The 20467-nt window shown below is 42.6% G+C and carries 10 protein-coding genes; all 10 read left to right on the top strand.

What is annotated here, in order from left to right; genetic code table 11:
* Window positions 1-302: 302 nt before the first annotated feature.
* The 10 genes from BV60_RS0112770 to carB all read left to right on the top strand — a co-directional run bounded on the left by BV60_RS0112770 (window position 303) and on the right by carB (window position 20270).
* Window positions 303-2072 carry an ammonium transporter gene (locus tag BV60_RS0112770; RefSeq protein WP_029322337.1) on the top strand — a complete coding sequence of 590 codons (1770 nt, stop codon included), beginning with the start codon at window positions 303-305 and terminating at the stop codon, window positions 2070-2072.
* 102 nt (window positions 2073-2174) lie between these two features.
* Window positions 2175-3758, top strand: a complete 1584-nt coding sequence (asnB, locus tag BV60_RS0112765) for an asparagine synthase B (protein ID WP_029322335.1) — start codon at window positions 2175-2177, stop codon at window positions 3756-3758.
* On the top strand, window positions 3748-4044 hold the full coding sequence (locus BV60_RS23205) for a hypothetical protein (protein ID WP_197029560.1): 297 nt from the start codon (window positions 3748-3750) through the stop codon (window positions 4042-4044). The genes asnB and BV60_RS23205 overlap by 11 nt, the downstream gene beginning before the upstream one ends.
* Window positions 4044-6152, top strand: a complete 2109-nt coding sequence (locus BV60_RS0112755) for a glutamine synthetase III family protein (protein ID WP_029322333.1) — start codon at window positions 4044-4046, stop codon at window positions 6150-6152. Before BV60_RS23205 ends, BV60_RS0112755 begins: the two co-directional genes overlap by 1 nt.
* A 336-nt stretch (window positions 6153-6488) precedes the next feature.
* Window positions 6489-11042 (top strand): glutamate synthase large subunit, encoded by a 4554-nt coding sequence (gene gltB / locus BV60_RS0112750; protein WP_029322331.1) that lies wholly within the window; start codon window positions 6489-6491, stop codon window positions 11040-11042.
* 33 nt (window positions 11043-11075) lie between these two features.
* A complete protein-coding gene (locus BV60_RS0112745; RefSeq protein ID WP_029322330.1) occupies window positions 11076-12563 on the top strand; it encodes a glutamate synthase subunit beta in 1488 nt (495 codons plus the stop codon).
* A 230-nt stretch (window positions 12564-12793) separates the two neighbouring features.
* Complete coding sequence (locus BV60_RS24110; protein WP_029322328.1) at window positions 12794-14215, top strand: methyl-accepting chemotaxis protein; 1422 nt, start codon at window positions 12794-12796, stop codon at window positions 14213-14215.
* A gap of 52 nt (window positions 14216-14267) precedes the next feature.
* Window positions 14268-16040, top strand: coding sequence for a hypothetical protein (locus BV60_RS0112735; protein WP_029322326.1), 1773 nt, complete (start codon window positions 14268-14270; stop codon window positions 16038-16040).
* A 137-nt stretch (window positions 16041-16177) separates the two neighbouring features.
* The gene (gene nagB, locus BV60_RS0112730; protein WP_029322324.1) at window positions 16178-16903 is read left to right on the top strand and encodes a glucosamine-6-phosphate deaminase; all 726 of its coding nucleotides are present in this window, start codon (window positions 16178-16180) and stop codon (window positions 16901-16903) included.
* Between the two features lie 118 nt (window positions 16904-17021).
* Complete coding sequence (gene carB / locus BV60_RS0112725) at window positions 17022-20270, top strand: carbamoyl-phosphate synthase large subunit (protein ID WP_029322322.1); 3249 nt, start codon at window positions 17022-17024, stop codon at window positions 20268-20270.
* Window positions 20271-20467: the final 197 nt, after the last annotated feature.

The following is a 20467-nucleotide window of genomic DNA, read 5'->3' as shown; positions in this document are numbered from 1 at the left end:
TAATGGCATTAGATAAAAAACGTAACTGAAGAAAAAACAAAAAAAGTTAAAAAAGTCACTTGACACTTTTTGTATACGAGCGTACAATCACAATCTATAAAGACAAGGGCGTCTTAGAGATAACACTCTAAGGCGCCTTTTTCTATGTATTAGTGGATACGACTCCGGAGATATGTACACCATAAAGTGTATACAGGTATTCCATAATAAAGTTCATAGATGAAAGCGGTGCAAAGGGGCATCAGGCTATAAGACAGCCGTTCCTTTGCACCGCTTTTTTATCTTTTTTGGAGGAGAAGATTATGAGTGAAGAGATTATGAGTATTGTCGACGGGAAAATCTTTGGAGTTTGGTTCCTGATAGGTGCAGCTCTCGTCTTCTGGATGCAGGCAGGCTTTGCAATGTGTGAAGCCGGTTTTACCAGAGCAAAGAATACAGGAAATATCATTATGAAAAACCTGATGGATTTCTGTATCGGAACTGTAGTATTTATCCTTATCGGTTTTGGTCTTTTACTTGGTGAAGATCTGATGGGATTCATTGGAAAGCCCGGGTTTGATATTTTTACAAATTATGCAAACTTTGACTGGTCCAATTTCGTATTCAATTTAGTGTTCTGTGCTACGACGGCAACAATCGTTTCAGGATCAATGGCTGAGAGAACAAAATTCATTTCCTATTGTGTGTACTCGGCAGTTATTTCAGCAATCATTTATCCTATTGAAGCACATTGGACATGGGGCGGCGGTTTCCTCTCACAGATGGGCTTCCATGATTTTGCAGGATCCACATGTATTCACATGGTTGGCGGTATTTCAGCTCTTATCGGTGCAGCTTTCCTCGGTCCCCGTATTGGAAAGTTCGAGAGAAATGCAAGAGGAGAGGTTGTTAAGGTAAACGCTTTCCCCGGACATAATCTTACAGCTGCAGCACTTGGTGTTTTTATTCTCTGGCTTGGCTGGTATGGCTTCAACGGAGCAGCCTGCACATCTATTGAGCAGCTCGGAAGTGTATTTGTAACAACAACAATCGCACCTGCACTTGCAACTGTAACATGCATGATATTTACATGGCTTAAATATGGTAAGCCCGATGTTTCAATGTGTCTCAATGCTTCACTTGCAGGTCTTGTAGCGATCACAGCTCCCTGCGATGTAACAGACGCATTCGGCGCAATAGTGATAGGTATTGTTGCAGGACTTCTTGTTTGCTTCGGCGTATGGTTTCTTGATTATAAGCTTCATGTTGATGATCCGGTTGGAGCAGTTGCAGTTCACTGCTTAAACGGTATCTGGGGAACAATTGCAGTTGGTCTTTTCGCAACAAACGCAGCACCCGGTTATAGCATTGCTGATTCAGCAGGAAATGAGATGGTTGGTCTTTTCTACGGCGGCGGATTTAAGCTCCTTGGAATTCAGCTTGTAGGTTTCGCAGCAGTTGCAGCCTGGACAGCAGTAACAATTACAGTAACCTTCGTTGCAATCAAAGCACTTCTTGGTCTTAGAGTTACAGAGGAAGAGGAAATCACAGGTCTTGATGCTACAGAGCATGGTCTTGCTTCAGCTTATTCAGGATTCGCACTTATGGATATTTCAAATACTCTTAACATGAGTGTGAACGAAAACACAGACCTTGGTGTAGATGAATATGACAAGGCTTCAGAATTCCAGAAAAATGCATCTGTTCCTGTTGTTACAGGCCCTGTTAAGACAGATACAGGTATTCATAAGGTAGTTATTGTTACAAAGCTTTCAAGATATGACAAGCTTCGTAAGGCAATGAATGATCTTGGTGTAACAGGTATGACAGTAACTCAGGTTATGGGATGTGGCGTACAGAAGGGATCAGGACAGAAGTATCGCGGAGTTGAAATGGATGTAACACTTCTTCCCAAGATCAAGCTTGAGGTTGTTGTAAGCAAGATCCCTGTAGAAGATGTAATAGAAGCTGCTAAGAGAACTCTTTATACAGGTAAGATCGGTGATGGTAAGATCTTCGTTTACAGCATCGATAATGTAGTAAAGATCCGTACAGGCGAAGAAGGTATCCTTGCCCTTGCGGATGCTGAGTGATAAAGGGATTCAAAGTTAATAAATTTAATAATGAACACTAAGTCTGAGTGGTGTCAGCTTAGTGTTTCATATAAAAAAAGAAATACCAGGAGGAAGAGTATTATGTGCGCAATTCTCACATATGCAAGAGAAGAGCTAAGTAAAGAATTCTTTGAGGAAATGCTGGAGAGAACAGCATCAAGAGGACCTGATAAGTCCAGGACCCTGAAGGTGAAGGGAGGATGGCTCGGATTTAACAGATTGGCGATTATGGGACTTAACTGCAATGGAATGCAGCCCTTTACCTTAAACGGAAATGCTGTGATCTGCAACGGAGAATTGTATGGCTTTAACACACTTAAGAAGTATCTGAAATCTCTTGGATATACCTTTAAGAGCGATAGTGATTGCGAGATAATTCTTCCTCTTTATGAAAAACTCGGATCAAAAATGTTTAACCTTTTGGATGCCGAATTTGCAATGGTAATTTATGATGCGGAGAAAAATAGCTTCATCGCAGCAAGAGATCCGATAGGAATAAGACCTCTGTATTACGGTTATGACGAAGACGGATATATCCTTTTTGCATCAGAACCCAAAAACCTTACGGGTGTATGCAAGAAAATAACACCATTTCCGCCCGGACATTATTACGAGGACGGAAAGTTTATCTGCTACAGAGACATGACATATGTCAAAGAAGTTAAAACAGATAACCTTGAAACAATTACAAAAAATATACATGACAAATTATTAAACGGAATAAAGAAGAGACTTGATGCTGATGCCCCGGTTGGATTTTTATTATCCGGCGGACTTGATTCATCACTGGTATGCGGAGTTGCAGCAAGTCTTAGTGATAAACCGATCGAGACCTTTGCCATAGGAATGGATATAGATGCCATTGACCTTAAGTATGCAAGGGAGGTCGCTGAGTACATTCACAGCAATCATCATGAGGTTATCATTACAAAACAGGATGTTCTGGATGCACTCGAGCCTGTTATAAAAGCTCTCGGAACCTATGATATTACAACTATAAGAGCTTCCATCGGAATGTACCTTTTATGTAAGTGGATACATGAAAATACAGACATTAAGGTTGTTCTTACAGGTGAGATATCAGATGAGATTTTCGGTTATAAATACACAGACTTTGCTCCAACCGCCGAAGCTTTTCAGGAAGAAGCAAAGAAGAGAGTAAGAGAACTTCACATGTACGATGTACTTCGTGCGGACAGATGCATAAGTGTCAACTCACTCGAAGCAAGAGTTCCTTTCGGTGATCTTGATTTTGTAGATTATGTAATGAGCATCGATCCGGAGAAAAAGCTTAACACATACGGCATGGGTAAATATTTATTAAGGAAAGCATTTGAACCTGATAAATTTATTCCTTACTCAATTCTGATGAGAGAGAAGGCGGCATTTTCAGATGCTGTAGGACATTCCTTAAGAGACGATCTTATGGAATACGCAGAAGATAAATACACGGACGAAGAGTACGAGAGAAACAGAGTTAAGTATGAGCATGCAACACCGTTTACAAAAGAGTCACTTTTATATAGAGAGATTTTTGAAAAATATTACGAGGGTCTGTCAGATATGATTATCGATTTCTGGATGCCCAACAAGAGCTGGAAGGGTTGCGATGTCAATGACCCGTCAGCAAGAGTACTTAGCAATTACGGCGCAAGTGGTAAGTGATAATGAACCCTCATCCGTCAGCTACGCTGACACCTTCCCCCTCAAGGGGGAAGGCATAAAAAAAGCCTGCCCATGGAGAAAGAAAAAAAGCCTGCCCATGGAGAAAGAAAAAAAGCCTGCCCATGGAGAAAGAAAAAAAAGCCTTCCCATGGAGAAAGAAAAAAAGCCTTCCCATGGAGAAAGAAAAAAAGCCTTCCCATGGAGAAAGAAAAATAAAGCCTTCCCCCTCTGGGGGGAAGGTGGCACGAAGTGCCGGATGAGGGGCTATAAAAGGAGGAAAAGGTAATGATAGAAGCAAGTAAACTTACAGAAAAATTCGGATGTCTCGTATTCAATGACAAGATCATGAAGGAGAGACTTCCCAAGGATATATACAAAGCAGTTCACAAGACAATAGAGATGGGCTCACACCTTGAGCTTGATGTTGCTAATACAGTAGCTGCAGTTATGAAAGAATGGGCAATTGAGAACGGGGCAACACATTTTACACACTGGTTCCAGCCCATGACAGGACTTACAGCTGAGAAACATGACAGTTTTATTTCACCTTCAGGTGAAGGAACGATCATCATGGAGTTTTCCGGAAAAGAGCTTGTAAAGGGCGAACCCGATGCATCAAGCTTTCCTTCAGGAGGCCTTCGTGCAACCTTTGAAGCACGTGGCTATACAGCCTGGGATCCTTCATCTCCTGCTTTTATAAAAGATGGTTCACTTTACATCCCCACAGCATTCTGTTCATATGGCGGAGAAGCGCTTGATAAGAAGACACCTCTTCTGCGCTCGATGGAAGCTCTGTCAAAAGAATCAGTAAAATTGCTCCACCTCCTGGGTTACGAGGATGTAAAACGCGTAAACACCACAATCGGCTCTGAGCAGGAGTATTTCTTAATAGATAAGGACTTCTACAAAAAGAGAAAGGACCTTCTTTTCACCGGCCGAACCCTCATCGGTGCACCGGCGACAAAAGGGCAGGAGATGGAGGATCATTATTTCGGAGTTATAAAGCCCAAGGTATCTGCTTACATGCACGACCTTGATGAAGAACTCTGGAAGCTTGGTATTCCTGCTAAGACAAAGCACAACGAAGTAGCACCTTCACAGCATGAGCTTGCACCTGTATTTGAAACAGCAAACATCGCTGTTGACCACAACCAGCTCACAATGGAGGTTATGAAAAAGGTTGCAGACAAGCACAATTATGCATGTCTTTTACATGAAAAGCCGTTTGAAGGAATCAACGGTTCAGGTAAGCACAACAACTGGTCTGTATGTACAGATACAGGAATGAACCTGCTTGATCCCGGTAAGAATCCCGGTGAAAATATTCCGTTCCTTGTATTTCTTATGGCAGTCATTTCTGCGGTTGATGAGTATGCACCTATTCTCAGACTCTCAGTTGCATCCGCCGGAAACGACCACAGACTTGGAGGAAATGAGGCACCGCCGGCTATCATCTCAATTTTCGTTGGTGATGAGCTTGCCGAAGTATTAAAGAGTGTTGAAGAAGGAAAAGCTTACGTTAGCCAGGGCAAAGTTCAGATGGCAATGGGAGCAAAGGTACTTCCTCATTTTACAAAGGACAACACAGACAGAAACAGAACATCACCTTTTGCATTTACAGGAAACAAATTCGAATTCCGTATGCCCGGTTCATCAGTTTCCGTAGCAAATGCAAATATCGTTTTGAACACAGCGGTTGCTGAAGAGGTGGCAAGACTTTATGAAAAGCTTTCAGCTTATTCAGGTGAAGACCTTAAAGAAAAGGTTATGGAGGTACTGAAGGAAGAGCTTGCTGCACACAAGAGAGTGCTCTTTAACGGAAACGGATATACAGACGAATGGGTTGCAGAGGCTGAAAAGAGAGGTCTTCCGAACCTTAAGTCACTTCCGGATGCAATGCCTTACTGGATTTCAGATGAGTCAATAAAGCTCTTTACAAAGCACAACATCTTTACAGAAGAAGAGATTCATTCAAGATATGAAATCCTCCTTGAGAACTACTCAAAGTCAGTTCATATAGAAGCACTCACTATGCAGGAGATGGTTAGAAAGGATCTGACAGAAGGTATCATTTCCTATCAGAAGGATCTTGGTAAGGAAATCCTTCAGAAGAAGAGTCTTCTCGGTGAAGGAAGTGCCACACTTGAGACAGGAGTTCTTAAGACAATTGATGAGGCTTCTGCAGGAATGTGCAAAGCACTCGAGGTACTTGCAGCAGATACAAAGATCGCTGAAGAAAAAGAAGGCATCCTCGATCAGGCATCATACTATCAGAAGACAATTCTTGCTGATATGGATGAACTTCGTAAATATGCTGATGAGGCTGAAGCACTTATCCCTGACAAGTATTTGAGCTATCCCACATATGGACAGATGCTCTTCTCACTTAGATAAAAATGATAAAGCCCTCCCCTACTTTGGGGAATGTGAGGTGAACGAAAATACATTAAAGCCCTCCCCTCTTGAGGGGAGGGTGCCCCGAAGGGGCGGGTGAGGTGAAAAAACATCTCGCACAGCATTTAATAACTATACAAAATTCTAACCTGCTTACCCGATAGCACAGTTCCAAAAGCGTAGCCCGCTACGTTTTTGAAACTGCACTTCGGGCAAGCATTTTGCGGATTATACCGGTTATTTCGAAAATGCTGTGCTAAAACACCTCATCAGTCAGCCTAAGGCTGCCAGTTTCGAAATTAGTGTACTATGTATAAAACTTCAAGGTAGGTAAAAATGGATAATTGGATGAATGAGCGCGATGCATGCGGTATCGGCGCGGTTATAAATATAGATGGTAAGGCAGACAACAAAGTTCTTGACGATGCGCTTAGTATCGTTGAGAAGCTTGAGCATAGAGCCGGAAAAGACGCTACCGGAAAAGTCGGTGACGGCGTCGGTATTTTGGTGCAGATATCACATAACTTTTTTTCAAGGGAAGCCAAAAAGACCGGTATTGAGTTAAAAAATTCCGGTGACTACGGAATCGGCATGTTCTTTTTTCCACAGGATTCCATGAAAAGAATGTTTGCAAAACGTATGCTCGAAGTCATAGCAGAGAAAGAAAATCTGAAGGTACTCGGCTGGAGAGATGTTGAGATCCATCCCGAAATACTCGGTGAAGTTGCAAGAAACTGCATGCCATACATCTGTCAGTGTTTTATTGAAAGACCTGCTGATGTGAACAAGGGGATTGATTTTGACAGAAGATTGTACTGCCTCCGCAGAGAGTATGAAAAGTCATCAGAGGATACCTATATCTGTTCATTCTCATCAAGAACTATTGTTTACAAGGGAATGTTTTTGGTAGGACAGCTCAGAAACTTTTACGAGGATCTTCTTTCACCCGAATACCATACTGCGATCGCGCTTGTTCATAGCCGCTTTTCAACAAATACAACACCGTCCTGGCAGCGTGCTCATCCGTACAGGATGATCGCTCATAACGGTGAGATTAATACTATCCGCGGTAACAGCGACAGAATGCTCGCCCGCGAAGAAACTATGGCATCAGATGTTTTCGGAGATGACCTTGGGAAGGTATATCCTGTTATTGCATCATCGGGCTCTGATTCCGCCATGCTTGATAATACACTTGAATTTCTTTATATGAACGGAATGGATCTTCCGCTTGCAATGATGCTCACAATTCCTGAGCCATGGAAACACAATGACTTCATGCAACAGGATAAAAAGGACTTCTATCATTATTATGCAACAATGATGGAGCCCTGGGACGGCCCTGCCGCAGTACTTTTTACAGACGGTGATGTGTTCGGCGCAACTCTGGACAGAAACGGTCTGCGTCCCTCAAGATATTATGTCACAAAGGACGGCAGACTTATCCTTGCATCAGAGGTCGGTGTTCTTGATATACCCGAGGAAAATATCTTAAAGAAATCACGTCTTTCACCGGGACATATGCTTCTTGTTGATACAAAGGAAGGCCGCATAATTTCAGATGAAGAATGTAAGCACAAATACTCCGGTTCAAAGCCTTACGGTGAGTGGTTGGACAGACATCTCTTACATTTGGATAAGTTAAATATACCTAACAAAAAGATACCTACACATTCTCAGGAAATCAGAGATAAGCTTTACAAGGTCTTTGGCTATTCATATGAGGATGTAAAAAAGCAGATCATGCCTATGGCTGAAAACGGGATAGAGCCCACTGTTTCAATGGGTACTGACATTCCCCTTGCAATGTTATCGGATCACCATCAGCCTCTTTTCTGCTATTTCAAACAGCTTTTTGCGCAGGTTACCAATCCTCCGATTGATTCATTAAGAGAAAAGGTCGTGACCGATACAACGGTTTATATCGGATCTGACGGAAATCTTTTGAAGGAAAAGAGCGACAACTGCAGAGTTTTGGAGGTAAATAACCCCATTCTTACAGGTGTTGATCTGATGAAGATTGAGGCACTTGACCAGCCCGGATTTCATGTCAGAAAAATATCTCTTCTTTATTATAAGAACACCCCGGTTGAGAGAGCACTTGAACAGCTGTGTATTTCAGTTGACAGAGCAGCCTCTGACGGTGTAAATATCATAATTCTTTCAGACAGAGGAGTTGATGAAAACCACATGCCTATACCCTCACTTCTTGCAGTATCGGCAGTTGAGCAGCATCTGGTAAGAACTAAAAAGCGTACGGCAGTATCAATTATTCTTGAGAGTGGTGAGCCCAGAGATGTTCATCAGATTGCTACACTTCTGGGATTTGGTGCACGTGCAATTCAGCCTTATCTTGCGCAGGAATGCATTGCTGAACTTATTGATATAGGAATTCTTGATAAGGATTACCACACAGCGATTGCAGATTACAACAAAGCTCTTTTGGGAGGCGTGGTAAAGATTGCTGCAAAGATGGGTATTTCAACCCTTCAGTCCTATCAGTCAGCGAGAATTTTTGAGGCAATGGGCTTATCAAAAGAGCTGGTAGATAAATACTTTACCGGCACCACCAGCAGAGTTGGCGGAATCGGTATAAAGGAAATCGGAGAGGATGTGGAGTTCAGACACAACAAGGCCTTTGATCCATTAGGGCTTTCATCTGATACTACACTTGATTCAATCGGCTTCCATTCACTAAGAAGCGGAAACGATAAAGAAGACCATATGTACAGTCCAAAGACCATAGTTACTCTTCAGCGTGCAGTTCGTGAGGGAGATTATGAGAGGTTCAAGGAATACACCAATATGGTTGATGATGAGAACAGACCTCACACACTGAGGGCACTGCTTTCCTTCGTTCCTGCGGATAAACCGGTACCACTTGAAGAAGTAGAGAGCGAGGAGAGTATTGTGAAGCGTTTCCAGACAGGTGCCATGTCATATGGTTCACTTTCAAAGGAAGCGCACGAAACTCTTGCGATTGCCATGAACCGACTTGGAGGAAAATCCAATACAGGTGAAGGTGGAGAGGATGTATCCCGTTTTGGAACAGAAAGAAACAGCGCAGTTAAGCAGGTAGCATCCGGAAGATTCGGGGTATCAAGCGGATACCTTCAGAGTGCACAGGAGATTCAGATAAAGATGGCACAGGGTGCAAAGCCCGGTGAAGGTGGACATCTGCCCGGTAAAAAGGTTTATCCCTGGGTTGCGGCAACACGTTTCTCAACGCCGGGAGTAGCTCTTATATCTCCACCCCCACACCATGATATTTATTCAATAGAGGACCTTGCACAGCTGATCTACGACCTTAAAAACGCAAATGACAAGGCAAGGATATCTGTTAAGCTCGTTTCTGAAGCAGGCGTTGGAACTATTGCATCAGGTGTTGCAAAAGCCGGCGCTCAGGTAATCCTGGTATCAGGGTATGATGGAGGAACAGGAGCAGCACCTTCATCTTCGGTACACCATGCAGGACTTCCCTGGGAGCTTGGAGTAAGTGAAGCACACCAGTCACTTCTGGATAACGGTCTTAGAAGCAGAGTTGTTCTGGAAACCGACGGTAAGCTAATGACAGGTCGTGATGTAGCAATAGCAGCTCTCCTTGGCGCTGAGGAATTCGGTTTTGCAACTGCTCCTCTTGTATGTATGGGATGCATGATGATGAGAGTTTGCTCCAAGGATACCTGTCCTGTAGGTATTGCCACCCAGAACGAGGAGCTCAGGAAGAGATTTGCAGGTAAGCCCGAATATGTAATGAACTTCATGCTTTTTGTTGCAAGACAGCTTCGTGAGATCATGAGTGAACTTGGATTCAGAAAACTTACCGACATGGTAGGAAGAACGGATTGCCTGAGGATGAGAGACGGCTCTGGAATAAAAGGAAAAGCAGGCCAAGGAGAGAGTGCTTTCGCAGGTATGGAGCTTGCTGCAAACAGCATCAAGAACCGCAGATATGCAGCTGACCTTGGCAGACTTTTAAATAGTGATTATGCCGGAAGAGAAGGCTCTCATTTTGATGAAAAAGATGTATATAACTTTGAACTTGAAAAGACCCTGGATGCCAGAGTGCTGATCCCCGCATATGAAAAGGATAAGGACAAGATGAGCATCAGCGTTGATATCTCAAGTACAGACAGAAGCTTTGGAACGCTTCTGGGAAGCAGGGTTACTGCTGAATTTGGAAACAGTCTTGCCGAGGATTCAATCAAGGTGACAGCTTGCGGCGGTGGTGGACAGTCCTTTGGTGCATTCCTTCCTAAGGGTGTAACCTTAAAGCTCTACGGTGATGCCAATGACGGATTCGGAAAAGGACTTTCAGGCGGAAAGGTAATTGTAAGACCTTCAGAGAAAGCTACCTATAAGGCTCATGAAAATATCATAGTCGGAAATGTTGCGCTTTACGGAGCAACAGAAGGTAAGGCCTATATCTGCGGTGTTGCCGGCGAGAGATTCTGTGTAAGAAACTCGGGGGCAATAGCTGTATCAGAGGGCTGCGGAGACCACGGACTTGAGTATATGACCGGTGGAAGAGCGGTTGTACTTGGCATGACAGGTAAAAATTTTGCAGCCGGTATGAGCGGAGGAATAGCATACGTCCTCGATAAAGAGCACACTCTTTACCTTAGAATGAATAAGGACATGGCTTCACTATATGAACTTACCGAGAAATACGATATTGCGGAATTAAAAGCTATACTTGAGGATTATGTAAAGGAAACAGACTCAGAATACGGAAAAGAGATTCTTGATAACTTTGAGAGCTTTATTCCCGACTTCAAAAAGATAGTTCCAAATGATTATCAGAAGATGCTTACAGCAATCGGAAAATATGAGGAACAGGGAATAAGCCACGACAATGCAGTTCTTGAAGCGTTCAAGGAACTGGCATAACAACATAATTTATCAAGGAGAATTATATATATCATGGGAAAAGAAACAGGATTTTTAGAATATAAAAGAACAAACAATATTGATATTCCGCCCAAGGAGAGGATCAAGAGCTTTGAAGAATTTCACAAGCCGCTGGATACAGCAAAGCGCCGTGAACAGGCAGCAAGATGCATGGACTGTGGTGTACCCTTTTGTCAGTCAGCAATGAATCTTTCCGGAATGGTAACAGGTTGTCCTTTGCACAACCTGATACCCGAGTGGAACGATGAGATATATAAGGGGCATGAAGAACACGCTTTTGCAAGACTTCATAAGACCAGTAACTTCCCTGAATTTACAGGACGTGTATGCCCTGCTCTTTGCGAAAAAGCATGCATGTGCGGACAAAACGGAGATGCGGTTACTGTTCATGATAACGAGCTTTTCCTTGTTGAGACAGCCTTTGAAAAGGGGTATATGAAGCCCCTGATTCCAAGGATCAGAAGCGGAAAGAAAATTGCGGTTGTGGGAAGCGGTCCATCAGGACTTGCCGTTGCGGATGAATTAAACCACAGAGGACACAGTGTCGAGGTCTTTGAAAGAGAAGATGAGATAGGCGGACTTTTGATGTACGGTATTCCCAATATGAAGCTGGACAAGAGAGTTATTAAACGCAGAAGAGCACTGATGGAAGCTGAGGGAGTGGTATTCCACACAGGCACCGATGTAGGAAAAACAAAGAAGGGTAGTGAACTGCTTTCAAAGTTTGATGCCGTTGTTTTATGCTGTGGTGCTAAAAAGGAAAGACCGTTACCCGTTGCCGATCCTGAAAAAATAAAGGGTGTTTACAACGCGGTTGATTTTCTTACACATACAACCAAGGCACTTATGAAGGCAAAGGATATTACCGTAGATGCTCTTAAGGATCAGGGCGGTTATATTGATGCCAAGGGTAAAAACGTTGTTATTGTAGGTGGCGGCGATACGGGTAATGACTGCATCGGAACAGTCATAAGACATGGTGCGAAAAGCGTTACTGCGCTTGAAATGATGCCTAAGCCTCCTGTCCAAAGAGCTGCAAATAACCCCTGGCCCGAATGGCCAAAGACTCTTAAAACGGACTATGGCCATGAGGAAGCAATCCACGTATTTGGAAGTGATCCCAGAGTTTTTGAGACTACGGTTAAAAGCGTTACAACCGATAAAAAGGGTGCTATCAGGCAGATCGAAACAGTTAAGGTAACCTTCAAGGATGGCAAGCTTACAGAGGTCCCCGGTTCCGAGAAAAACATCAAATGTGACCTTCTTCTAATTGCAGCGGGGTTCATTGGCTGCGAGGATTACTCAGCAGATGAGTTTTCATTAAAGAAGTGTCAGAGAGGAACAGTTGTGACTTCAGAGGACAGCTACCATGTTCAGGGTACAAAACTGTTTTCCGCAGGTGACATGAGACGTGGCCAGTCACTTGTTGTATGGGCTATCGCAGAAGGAAGAGCCTGTGCAAAGGAAGTAGATGAATATCTGATGGGATATACAAATTAACATAATTGAGCTTTGCTTTAGATAATGTTTTATCTGAGGCGGGGCTCTTTTTTTAGAATAATTATTTCATAAAAATTCTAATATTTTGATTAAATATTTTAAAAAATAAAGTCAATTAAAACCTCATATAGTATACTTAGCCTATCAGGCCAACCTGCATTATTATGCGGTAACAGGCTGCTTTCTATGCATATACGATACGATGTTCGTTTGCTATAGAGGGGGTTCTTATGTTTTTGTTTGGGAAAAAAGAAGAGCAGTTTGAGAATGATGCACGAATTGAGGAACTTGAAGCTGATGTTGCAAAATTAAAGGAACGTCTTAAGGAAAGTGAGGATGAACTTGATGCTGTAAATAACAGCACGCATCTGGGGATTTGGAAATGCTTTTATGATACTGCAGGAAACCAGACAGGTGTTGAGTATTCAGATGAATTCAGAAGAATGCTTGGTTACAACAGGCAGGAACTTCCCGATACCATTGAAGCACTGGGCGGGCTTATTCATCCTGATGAAGCAGCGGATGTATTTGCTGCATTCGGTGCTGCGGCTGCAGATAAATCAGGCAGGACCAAATTTGATATTGATTACAGACTACTTACAAAGTCAGGGGAGTATAAGTGGTACCATGCTGCGGGAGAATGCATAAGATTTAAAGGCGGAAAACCCAAGGAATTTATAGGTACTTTTTCTGATATAGACGAGCAGGTGAAAAATGCTGCTGCATTGGAGCATGACACAAGGCGCAGAAGAGCAGTCGATAAAATGATGCTTGAGGGCAGCTGGAGTATGGACCTGACGAAGTATGCGATTGATGACATAAACTCGCCAATGGTCTTTTCACATCAGTTTAAGAGAATTCTTGGTTATGAACCTCATTCAGCCGATTTTCCGGATATTATGAACTCGTGGATCACCAAGATCCATCCGGATGATGTCGCTGCGGCTTCTGAAGCTATGGGCAGACAGCTTTCCGATCCTTCGGGAAATACTGTTTTTGATATGGAGTACAGGATACGCCATAAGGACAATCATTATGTGTGGGTTCGTGCATCAAGTTATGTGGTGTGGTCACCTGACAGAAAACCGCTTATGGCAGCCGGTACTATTCTTGATATTTCCGAGCAAAAAGAAAAGAGAGTCCAGTTTAAAGAGCAGATGAAACCTAATATCGAATCACTTCGTGAGGGTATAGCGGATATAGCTGATAATGTGGAAAGAGCTACAAGTCAGATGCATGATGTCTCTGCAAGACAGGAAGAAGTGACAGAGGCAGCAAACACGATCGAAGGCGTGGTTGGAGCTTCAATGCATATTATTGAGAGCATTCAGAGTATCGCCACCCAGACCAATCTGCTTTCGCTCAATGCTTCTATAGAAGCAGCAAGGGCCGGAGAAGCAGGAAAAGGTTTTGCGGTAGTTGCAACTGAAGTTCAGTCTCTTGCAACCTCAACAAAGGATACAACTGGTAACATTGCAGAGCAGCTTGGTAATATAAATGATTCTGTTAAGGATATACTTATAAAAATCAATCAGATCACAGAGAGCATAGAAAAAGAAAACGATGAGATGAGTACCATAAATGCAACTATAGAAGAACTTCATGCATCAGCGGATGAGATAGCAAGGATGGCAGAATGTTTGTATAAATAATCTAATATGTATATATTAGTTATGAATAAGTCTTATGAGGAGGATAAGCAATATGAAAAAAAGAATTGTAGCAACAATGTTATGTCTGATGGTAGGAATAACCGGCTGTAGCAGTGCGACTCCGGATACCAATTCAGGACCGGGTACAGCCGACAATACTCAGTTGGTTGATCCTGCAGAAGAAGCAAGTACTGATAACGCAGAAAGTGACAGTGCTGAGGCAGAGAGCAGTGAGGAAGCAGAAGAAGCCACTGCTACGGAAGAGGCAGCTGATGCAGAAGCTCAGTCCGGTAAATATTCAAACAAAATATTTGAGATCACAATTCCTGATGAACTTAAGGATATTGTCAAGGTTGATGTAACAGATGACAAGATAGACGTTTTTCATAAGGAATCACTTGATGCCGGATTCGGAGGATATGAGGTAGGAATCTGGGCTGTTGCAGATCCGAAAGAGTATGCGGGCGGCCCGTTTACAAAACTCGGTGAGATTTCAAATGAAGATGGTGAAGTCTATGATGTGATAAAATGCATGCCGTCTGAAATTCAGTGGGATTATAACCTTGAAGATGAGCCGGAGGATTTCAAAAAGCTTGACGAAGCCGAAAGTGCTATTCTAAGCTCCATTACAGGTGTTAACGGCTTTACTTATGCTGAAGGCGCAGGAATGAAGGGAGCGGATCTCTATAATACTGTTCTTGCAAAGTATGTGAAGGCTGTTACTGAAGGATGGGATGCAGACAAGCTTGAGAGAGAAAATATTTCTCCTGAATTTTACAATATTGCCATTGCTGATGACGGACAGGGACTTGATGGAATCGGCTATGCTTTTGCGGATGTAAATGTTGACGGAATTGATGAGATGTTTATTGGACCGTTAGATGGCGGAGATAACACCATTGCTTACGACATTTATACAATTGTTGACCACAAGCCTGCCTTTGTAGTATCAGGCGGAGCAAGGAACAGATATTATAACGATGATAATCATTTCATAGCTAATGAATGGTCAGGCGGAGCAGCACAGAGCGGTTTTGATCTGTATGGTATTTCATCCAATGATACAGAGATGATTCTTCAGTACAGCTATAAATATGATGGATACGAAAACGAGAACGAGCCATGGTTTAAGGCATATGAGCCAGATAAATATGAGAGCATCACAGAAAAAGAATTCGATGAAGGTGTTGCAGGTATAACAGATAATTATGTGAAATTCGACTTTACGCCGCTTTCAAAGAATGAGGATGCTAAGGGACTTGCGGAAAATGAAGAGGCTGTAGAAGCATCTGAGGCAAAAATTCCCGCTTATGAATATCCGGGACCGGAAGCATTTTATTCTGTATTATACAAGTACATAATAACTACCTTTTCAGGTGATTATGAAAAGGCTGATGTGGGTATTCCCTGCCCCATTATTGTAGCAGAGGATGAAAGCGATAAAGATGACATAAAGGTCTATGGTGATTTTAAATACTATAATTATGAGCTTAAGGGAGATACTCTTGAAATGGTATCCGGAGGTTCATATCCCGGATGCATGCATTTAAAGAACACTGATGCCGGATATGAAGTAACCGATATTGAACTCGTTGAAGATGGTTCTGACTTTACACCTTCGGCAAAGAAGATTTTCGGGGATCATTACGACGAGTTTATGAAAGTCTATAGTGACGGTGAAAAGCAGGACGAGATAAGAGCTCAGATAATTGCAAATTACGTTGCTGCAAACAAGCTTTCCATAACACAATTTAAGGATTACGGATGGGATCCTGTTAAGCTTCCGGAAGAGAATATTGATAGCTTTTACAGTCAATTGAACTGATTTTGTTTTTAAAATAGGGTCAAAAGGTCATAACTTTCTTTTGACCCTTAAATTATTTTTTTATGAAAACAGCTTTGGACTACGATGTAGGAAATAACCTTTGTTTGATGAAAGGATGCAGATCGGGGTATTGACAGATGAAAATCCACAGAGCAGAGAATTATCAGGAAATGAGCAGGGCAGCAGCCAACATGGTGCTTGACCAGATAAGTAAAAAAAATAACTCTGTCCTTGGACTGGCTACAGGGTCGACACCTATCGGTATGTATGAGTATCTTATAGAACTGTACAATAAAGGCGACATTGATTTTTCTGAAACAAGAACGGTCAATCTTGATGAGTACGTTGGGCTATCAAGGGATAATCCTCAAAGCTATAACTATTTTATGCACGAAAAATTTTTTAGGCATGTAAATATCAGCAAGGAGAATATCTATATCCCCGACGGTGCAGATACTGATACGGAAAAGGTTTGCAAAGACTACGAGAAAATAATAGAAAATATAGGCGGAATAGATCTTCAGATTCTTGGAATAGGGACAGACGGGCATATAGGCTTTAATGAACCCGGAGAAGCCTTTATACCGTCCACTCATGTAGTTACGCTTGCAGAGAGTACCATTATATCCAATAAGAGATTTTTTGATGACAAAAAGGATGTTCCGAAAAAAGCCATAACCATTGGAATTAAGACTATTTTTCAGGCAAAAAAGATTGTCCTTTTAGCTTCCGGATCAGGTAAAGCTGCAATTTTGCAAAAAGCGCTTCTTTGGCCAATAACCCCGGGGATTCCTGCGTCAATACTCCAGCTTCACTCAGATTGCACGATTATCGGAGATGAGGATGCGCTTTATTTACTTTAGAATAAAAAACAACTAAATCAGTATATCTGTAATTGAATAAATTTCCCACTTGTTTTCTTTGCTTCCTGATAATAAAATTTGTAGTGGTTTTAACAAATAACAAGGAATGGAGATGAACATGGCACAGAGAACAGATATACACAAAGTACTCATTATCGGCTCAGGTCCTATCGTTATCGGACAGGCTTGCGAATTTGACTATTCAGGTACTCAGGCGTGCAAGGCACTTAGAAGTCTTGGATATGAGATCGTCCTGGTGAATTCCAATCCGGCTACTATTATGACTGACCCGGAGATGGCTGACAGGACTTATATTGAACCCTTAAATGTTGACCGCGTAGCGGCTGTAATTGAAAAAGAAAGACCGGATGCCCTTTTGCCCAATTTGGGAGGACAATCTGGTCTTAATTTGTGTTCGGAGCTTTATAAGGCAGGTGTGCTTGATAAATATAACGTCAAGGTTATAGGCGTTCAGGTTGATGCCATTGAGCGTGGCGAAGACAGAACAGAGTTCAAGAAGACCATGGATATGCTGGGAATCGAGATGGCGAGATCAAAGGCCTGCTACAGCATCGAAGAGGCACTTGCTGAAGCAGATGAGCTTGGATATCCTGTTGTGCTGCGTCCCGCTTACACCATGGGAGGAGCAGGCGGTGGCCTTGTTTACAATAAAGAAGAACTTCAGACTGTCTGTGCAAGAGGTCTTGCTGCATCCATCATTCATCAGGTTCTTGTTGAGGAGTCAATCCTTGGCTGGGAGGAGCTTGAGCTTGAAGTAGTAAGAGATAAAGACAACAACATGATCACGGTTTGTTTCATTGAAAACGTTGATCCGGTCGGCGTTCATACAGGTGATTCCTTCTGTACTGCGCCTATGCTCACAATAGATGAAGACCTCCAAAAGGAGCTTCAGAGGCAGGCTTATAAGATTGTAGAACATATCGGAGTAATCGGCGGTACAAATGTTCAGTTTGCTCATGATCCGAAGACAGGAAGAATTGTTGTTATTGAGATAAATCCAAGAACTTCAAGATCCTCAGCTCTTGCAAGTAAGGCAACGGGATTCCCGATTGCGCTTGTATCCGCAAAGCTTGCAACAGGTCTTACACTTGCTGAGCTCCCCGATTCCAAGTTCGGTACTCTTGATAAATATGTTCCAAACGGCGACTATGTGGTTGTTAAGTTTGCGCGCTGGGCATTCGAAAAATTCCGTGGCGTAGAAGATAAGCTCGGCACTCAGATGAGAGCGGTCGGAGAAGTTATGTCCATCGGTAAGAATTTCAAAGAGGCATTCCAGAAAGCCATTAGATCTCTTGAAAAAGGCAGATACGGACTTGGCAATGTAAAAAAATATCAGGATATGGATAAGGAAGAGCTCCTTCATCTTTTAAAGGATGCTTCTTCTGAGAGATATTTCCTTATATACGAAGCCTTTAAAAAGGGTGTGACGGTAGATGAGATTTTTGACATCACAAAGGTTAAACATTATTTCCTTAACGAGATAAAAGAGCTTGTTGATGAGGAAACAAATATTGTTAAGGATTTTGCGGGAAGGGTTCCGTCAAAGGACGTGCTCGTAAGGGCAAAGGAAGACGGATTTGCAGATAAATATCTGTCAGAGCTTCTTTGTGTATCCGAGGATGATATAAGAAATACCAGAGAGGAATTCGGACTCCTTGAGAGTTTTGACGGAGTTCATGTATACGGAACAGAAGGAGCAGCCTATTACTACTCAACCTACAAGACGGATGCTACACTGGAAAATCCCAAGGATATGTCTTCCACGAATAGAAAGATCATGATCCTTGGCGGTGGTCCAAACAGGATCGGACAGGGTATTGAATTTGATTACTGCTGTGTACACGCAGCACTTGCACTTAAAAAGCTTGGCTTTGAGACCATTATTGTAAACTGTAATCCCGAGACGGTTTCAACCGACTATGACACATCAGACACACTGTATTTCGAGCCGCTTACTCTTGAGGATGTTCTTCAGATTTATAAAAAGGAGAAGCCTGTTGGAGTTATTGCACAGTTCGGTGGACAGACACCTCTCAATCTTGCTGCAAAGCTTAAGGAAGAGGGCGTAAATATTCTCGGTACTACACCCGAAGTAATTGATCTTGCTGAGGACAGAGACCAGTTCCGTCTGATGATGGAAAAGCTGGAGATTCCCATGGCAGAGTCAGGTATGGCTTCAGATGTTGAGGAAGCAAAGGCAATTGCTGCAAGAATCGGTTATCCCGTTATGGTACGTCCTTCCTTTGTACTTGGAGGAAGAGGAATGGAAATTGTCCGTGATGAGGAAAGCATGGAGGGTTATATGAGGGCAGCAGTCGGAGTAACTCCTGACAGACCTATTCTTATAGACCGATTCCTTCATAATGCACTTGAGTGTGAGGCAGATGCAATAAGTGACGGAGAGAAAGCCTTTGTTCCTGCCGTTATGGAGCACATTGAGCTTGCAGGCATCCATTCCGGAGATTCTGCTTGTATTATTCCTTCCAAGCACATCTCGGAGAAACATTTAAAGACTATCGAGGAGTATACCAGAAAGATAGCAGTAGAGATGAACGTAGTCGGACTCATGAATATGCAGTATGCCATAGAGGATGATACTGTCTATGTACTTGAGGCAAATCCCCGTGCATCCCGTACTGTACCGCTTGTATCAAAGGTATGCGGAATCAGTATGGTTCCTGTAGCGACAGATATCATTACGGCTGAGCTTACCGGAAGAAAATCTCCTGTTCAGGATCTGATTGATTCAGCAAAGGATACAGAGCCAAAGTACTATGGCGTAAAAGAGGCTGTGTTCCCCTTCAATATGTTCCCTGAAGTAGATCCGGTACTCGGACCTGAAATGCGTTCAACAGGTGAGGTACTTGGTCTTGCTAAGACTCCGGGTGAGGCCTTCTTTAAAGCTGAGGAGGCAGCAGGCGCAGCCCTTCCTCTTGAGGGTGCGGTTCTTATTTCTCTAAATTCCGAGGATAAGCCGAATGCTGCTGAAATTGCAGGTGCATTTGCAGAGGAAGGGTTCAAAATCTATGCGACCGGTCAGACCTATGAGGAAATTATAGGTGCCGGAATAGATGCGAATAGAATCCTTAAGAATTATGAGGGTGGCCGTCCTAACGTTGAGGATCTTATAAAGAACGGAGAGGTTCAGCTTGTGATAAATACTCCTATCGGAAAGGGAGCAAAGCATGATGATGCTTACCTTCGCCGCTCCGCAATAAAAGCAAGACTTCCTTACATAACAACCATCGCTGCCGCAAAAGCTGCAGTTCAGGGAATAAAGGAAGTAAAGAAGGGCGGATGCGGAAATATTAAATCCCTTCAGGAATATCACGATGTGATAAGATAATAAGAAATAAATCACTATAATATGGCTCTTGGAACTGCGCTGCGGTTAAACCAAGGGCTATATTTTTGTCTATTTTCCACAAAAAACGTTTTCCAAATACTAAAACTTTGAATAATTGACAGTTTATGCTCCTCAAAACTATAATTTATATCACGTGAGTTAATCGATTAACAGTATTTGATTAATGAAAATGTGGA

The organism is Butyrivibrio sp. AE3004, from assembly GCF_000703165.1.
GTDB lineage: Bacteria > Bacillota > Clostridia > Lachnospirales > Lachnospiraceae > Butyrivibrio.
Note: the sequence above shows the minus strand (reverse complement) of the source record. Positions and strands in the feature narration are given on the sequence as shown.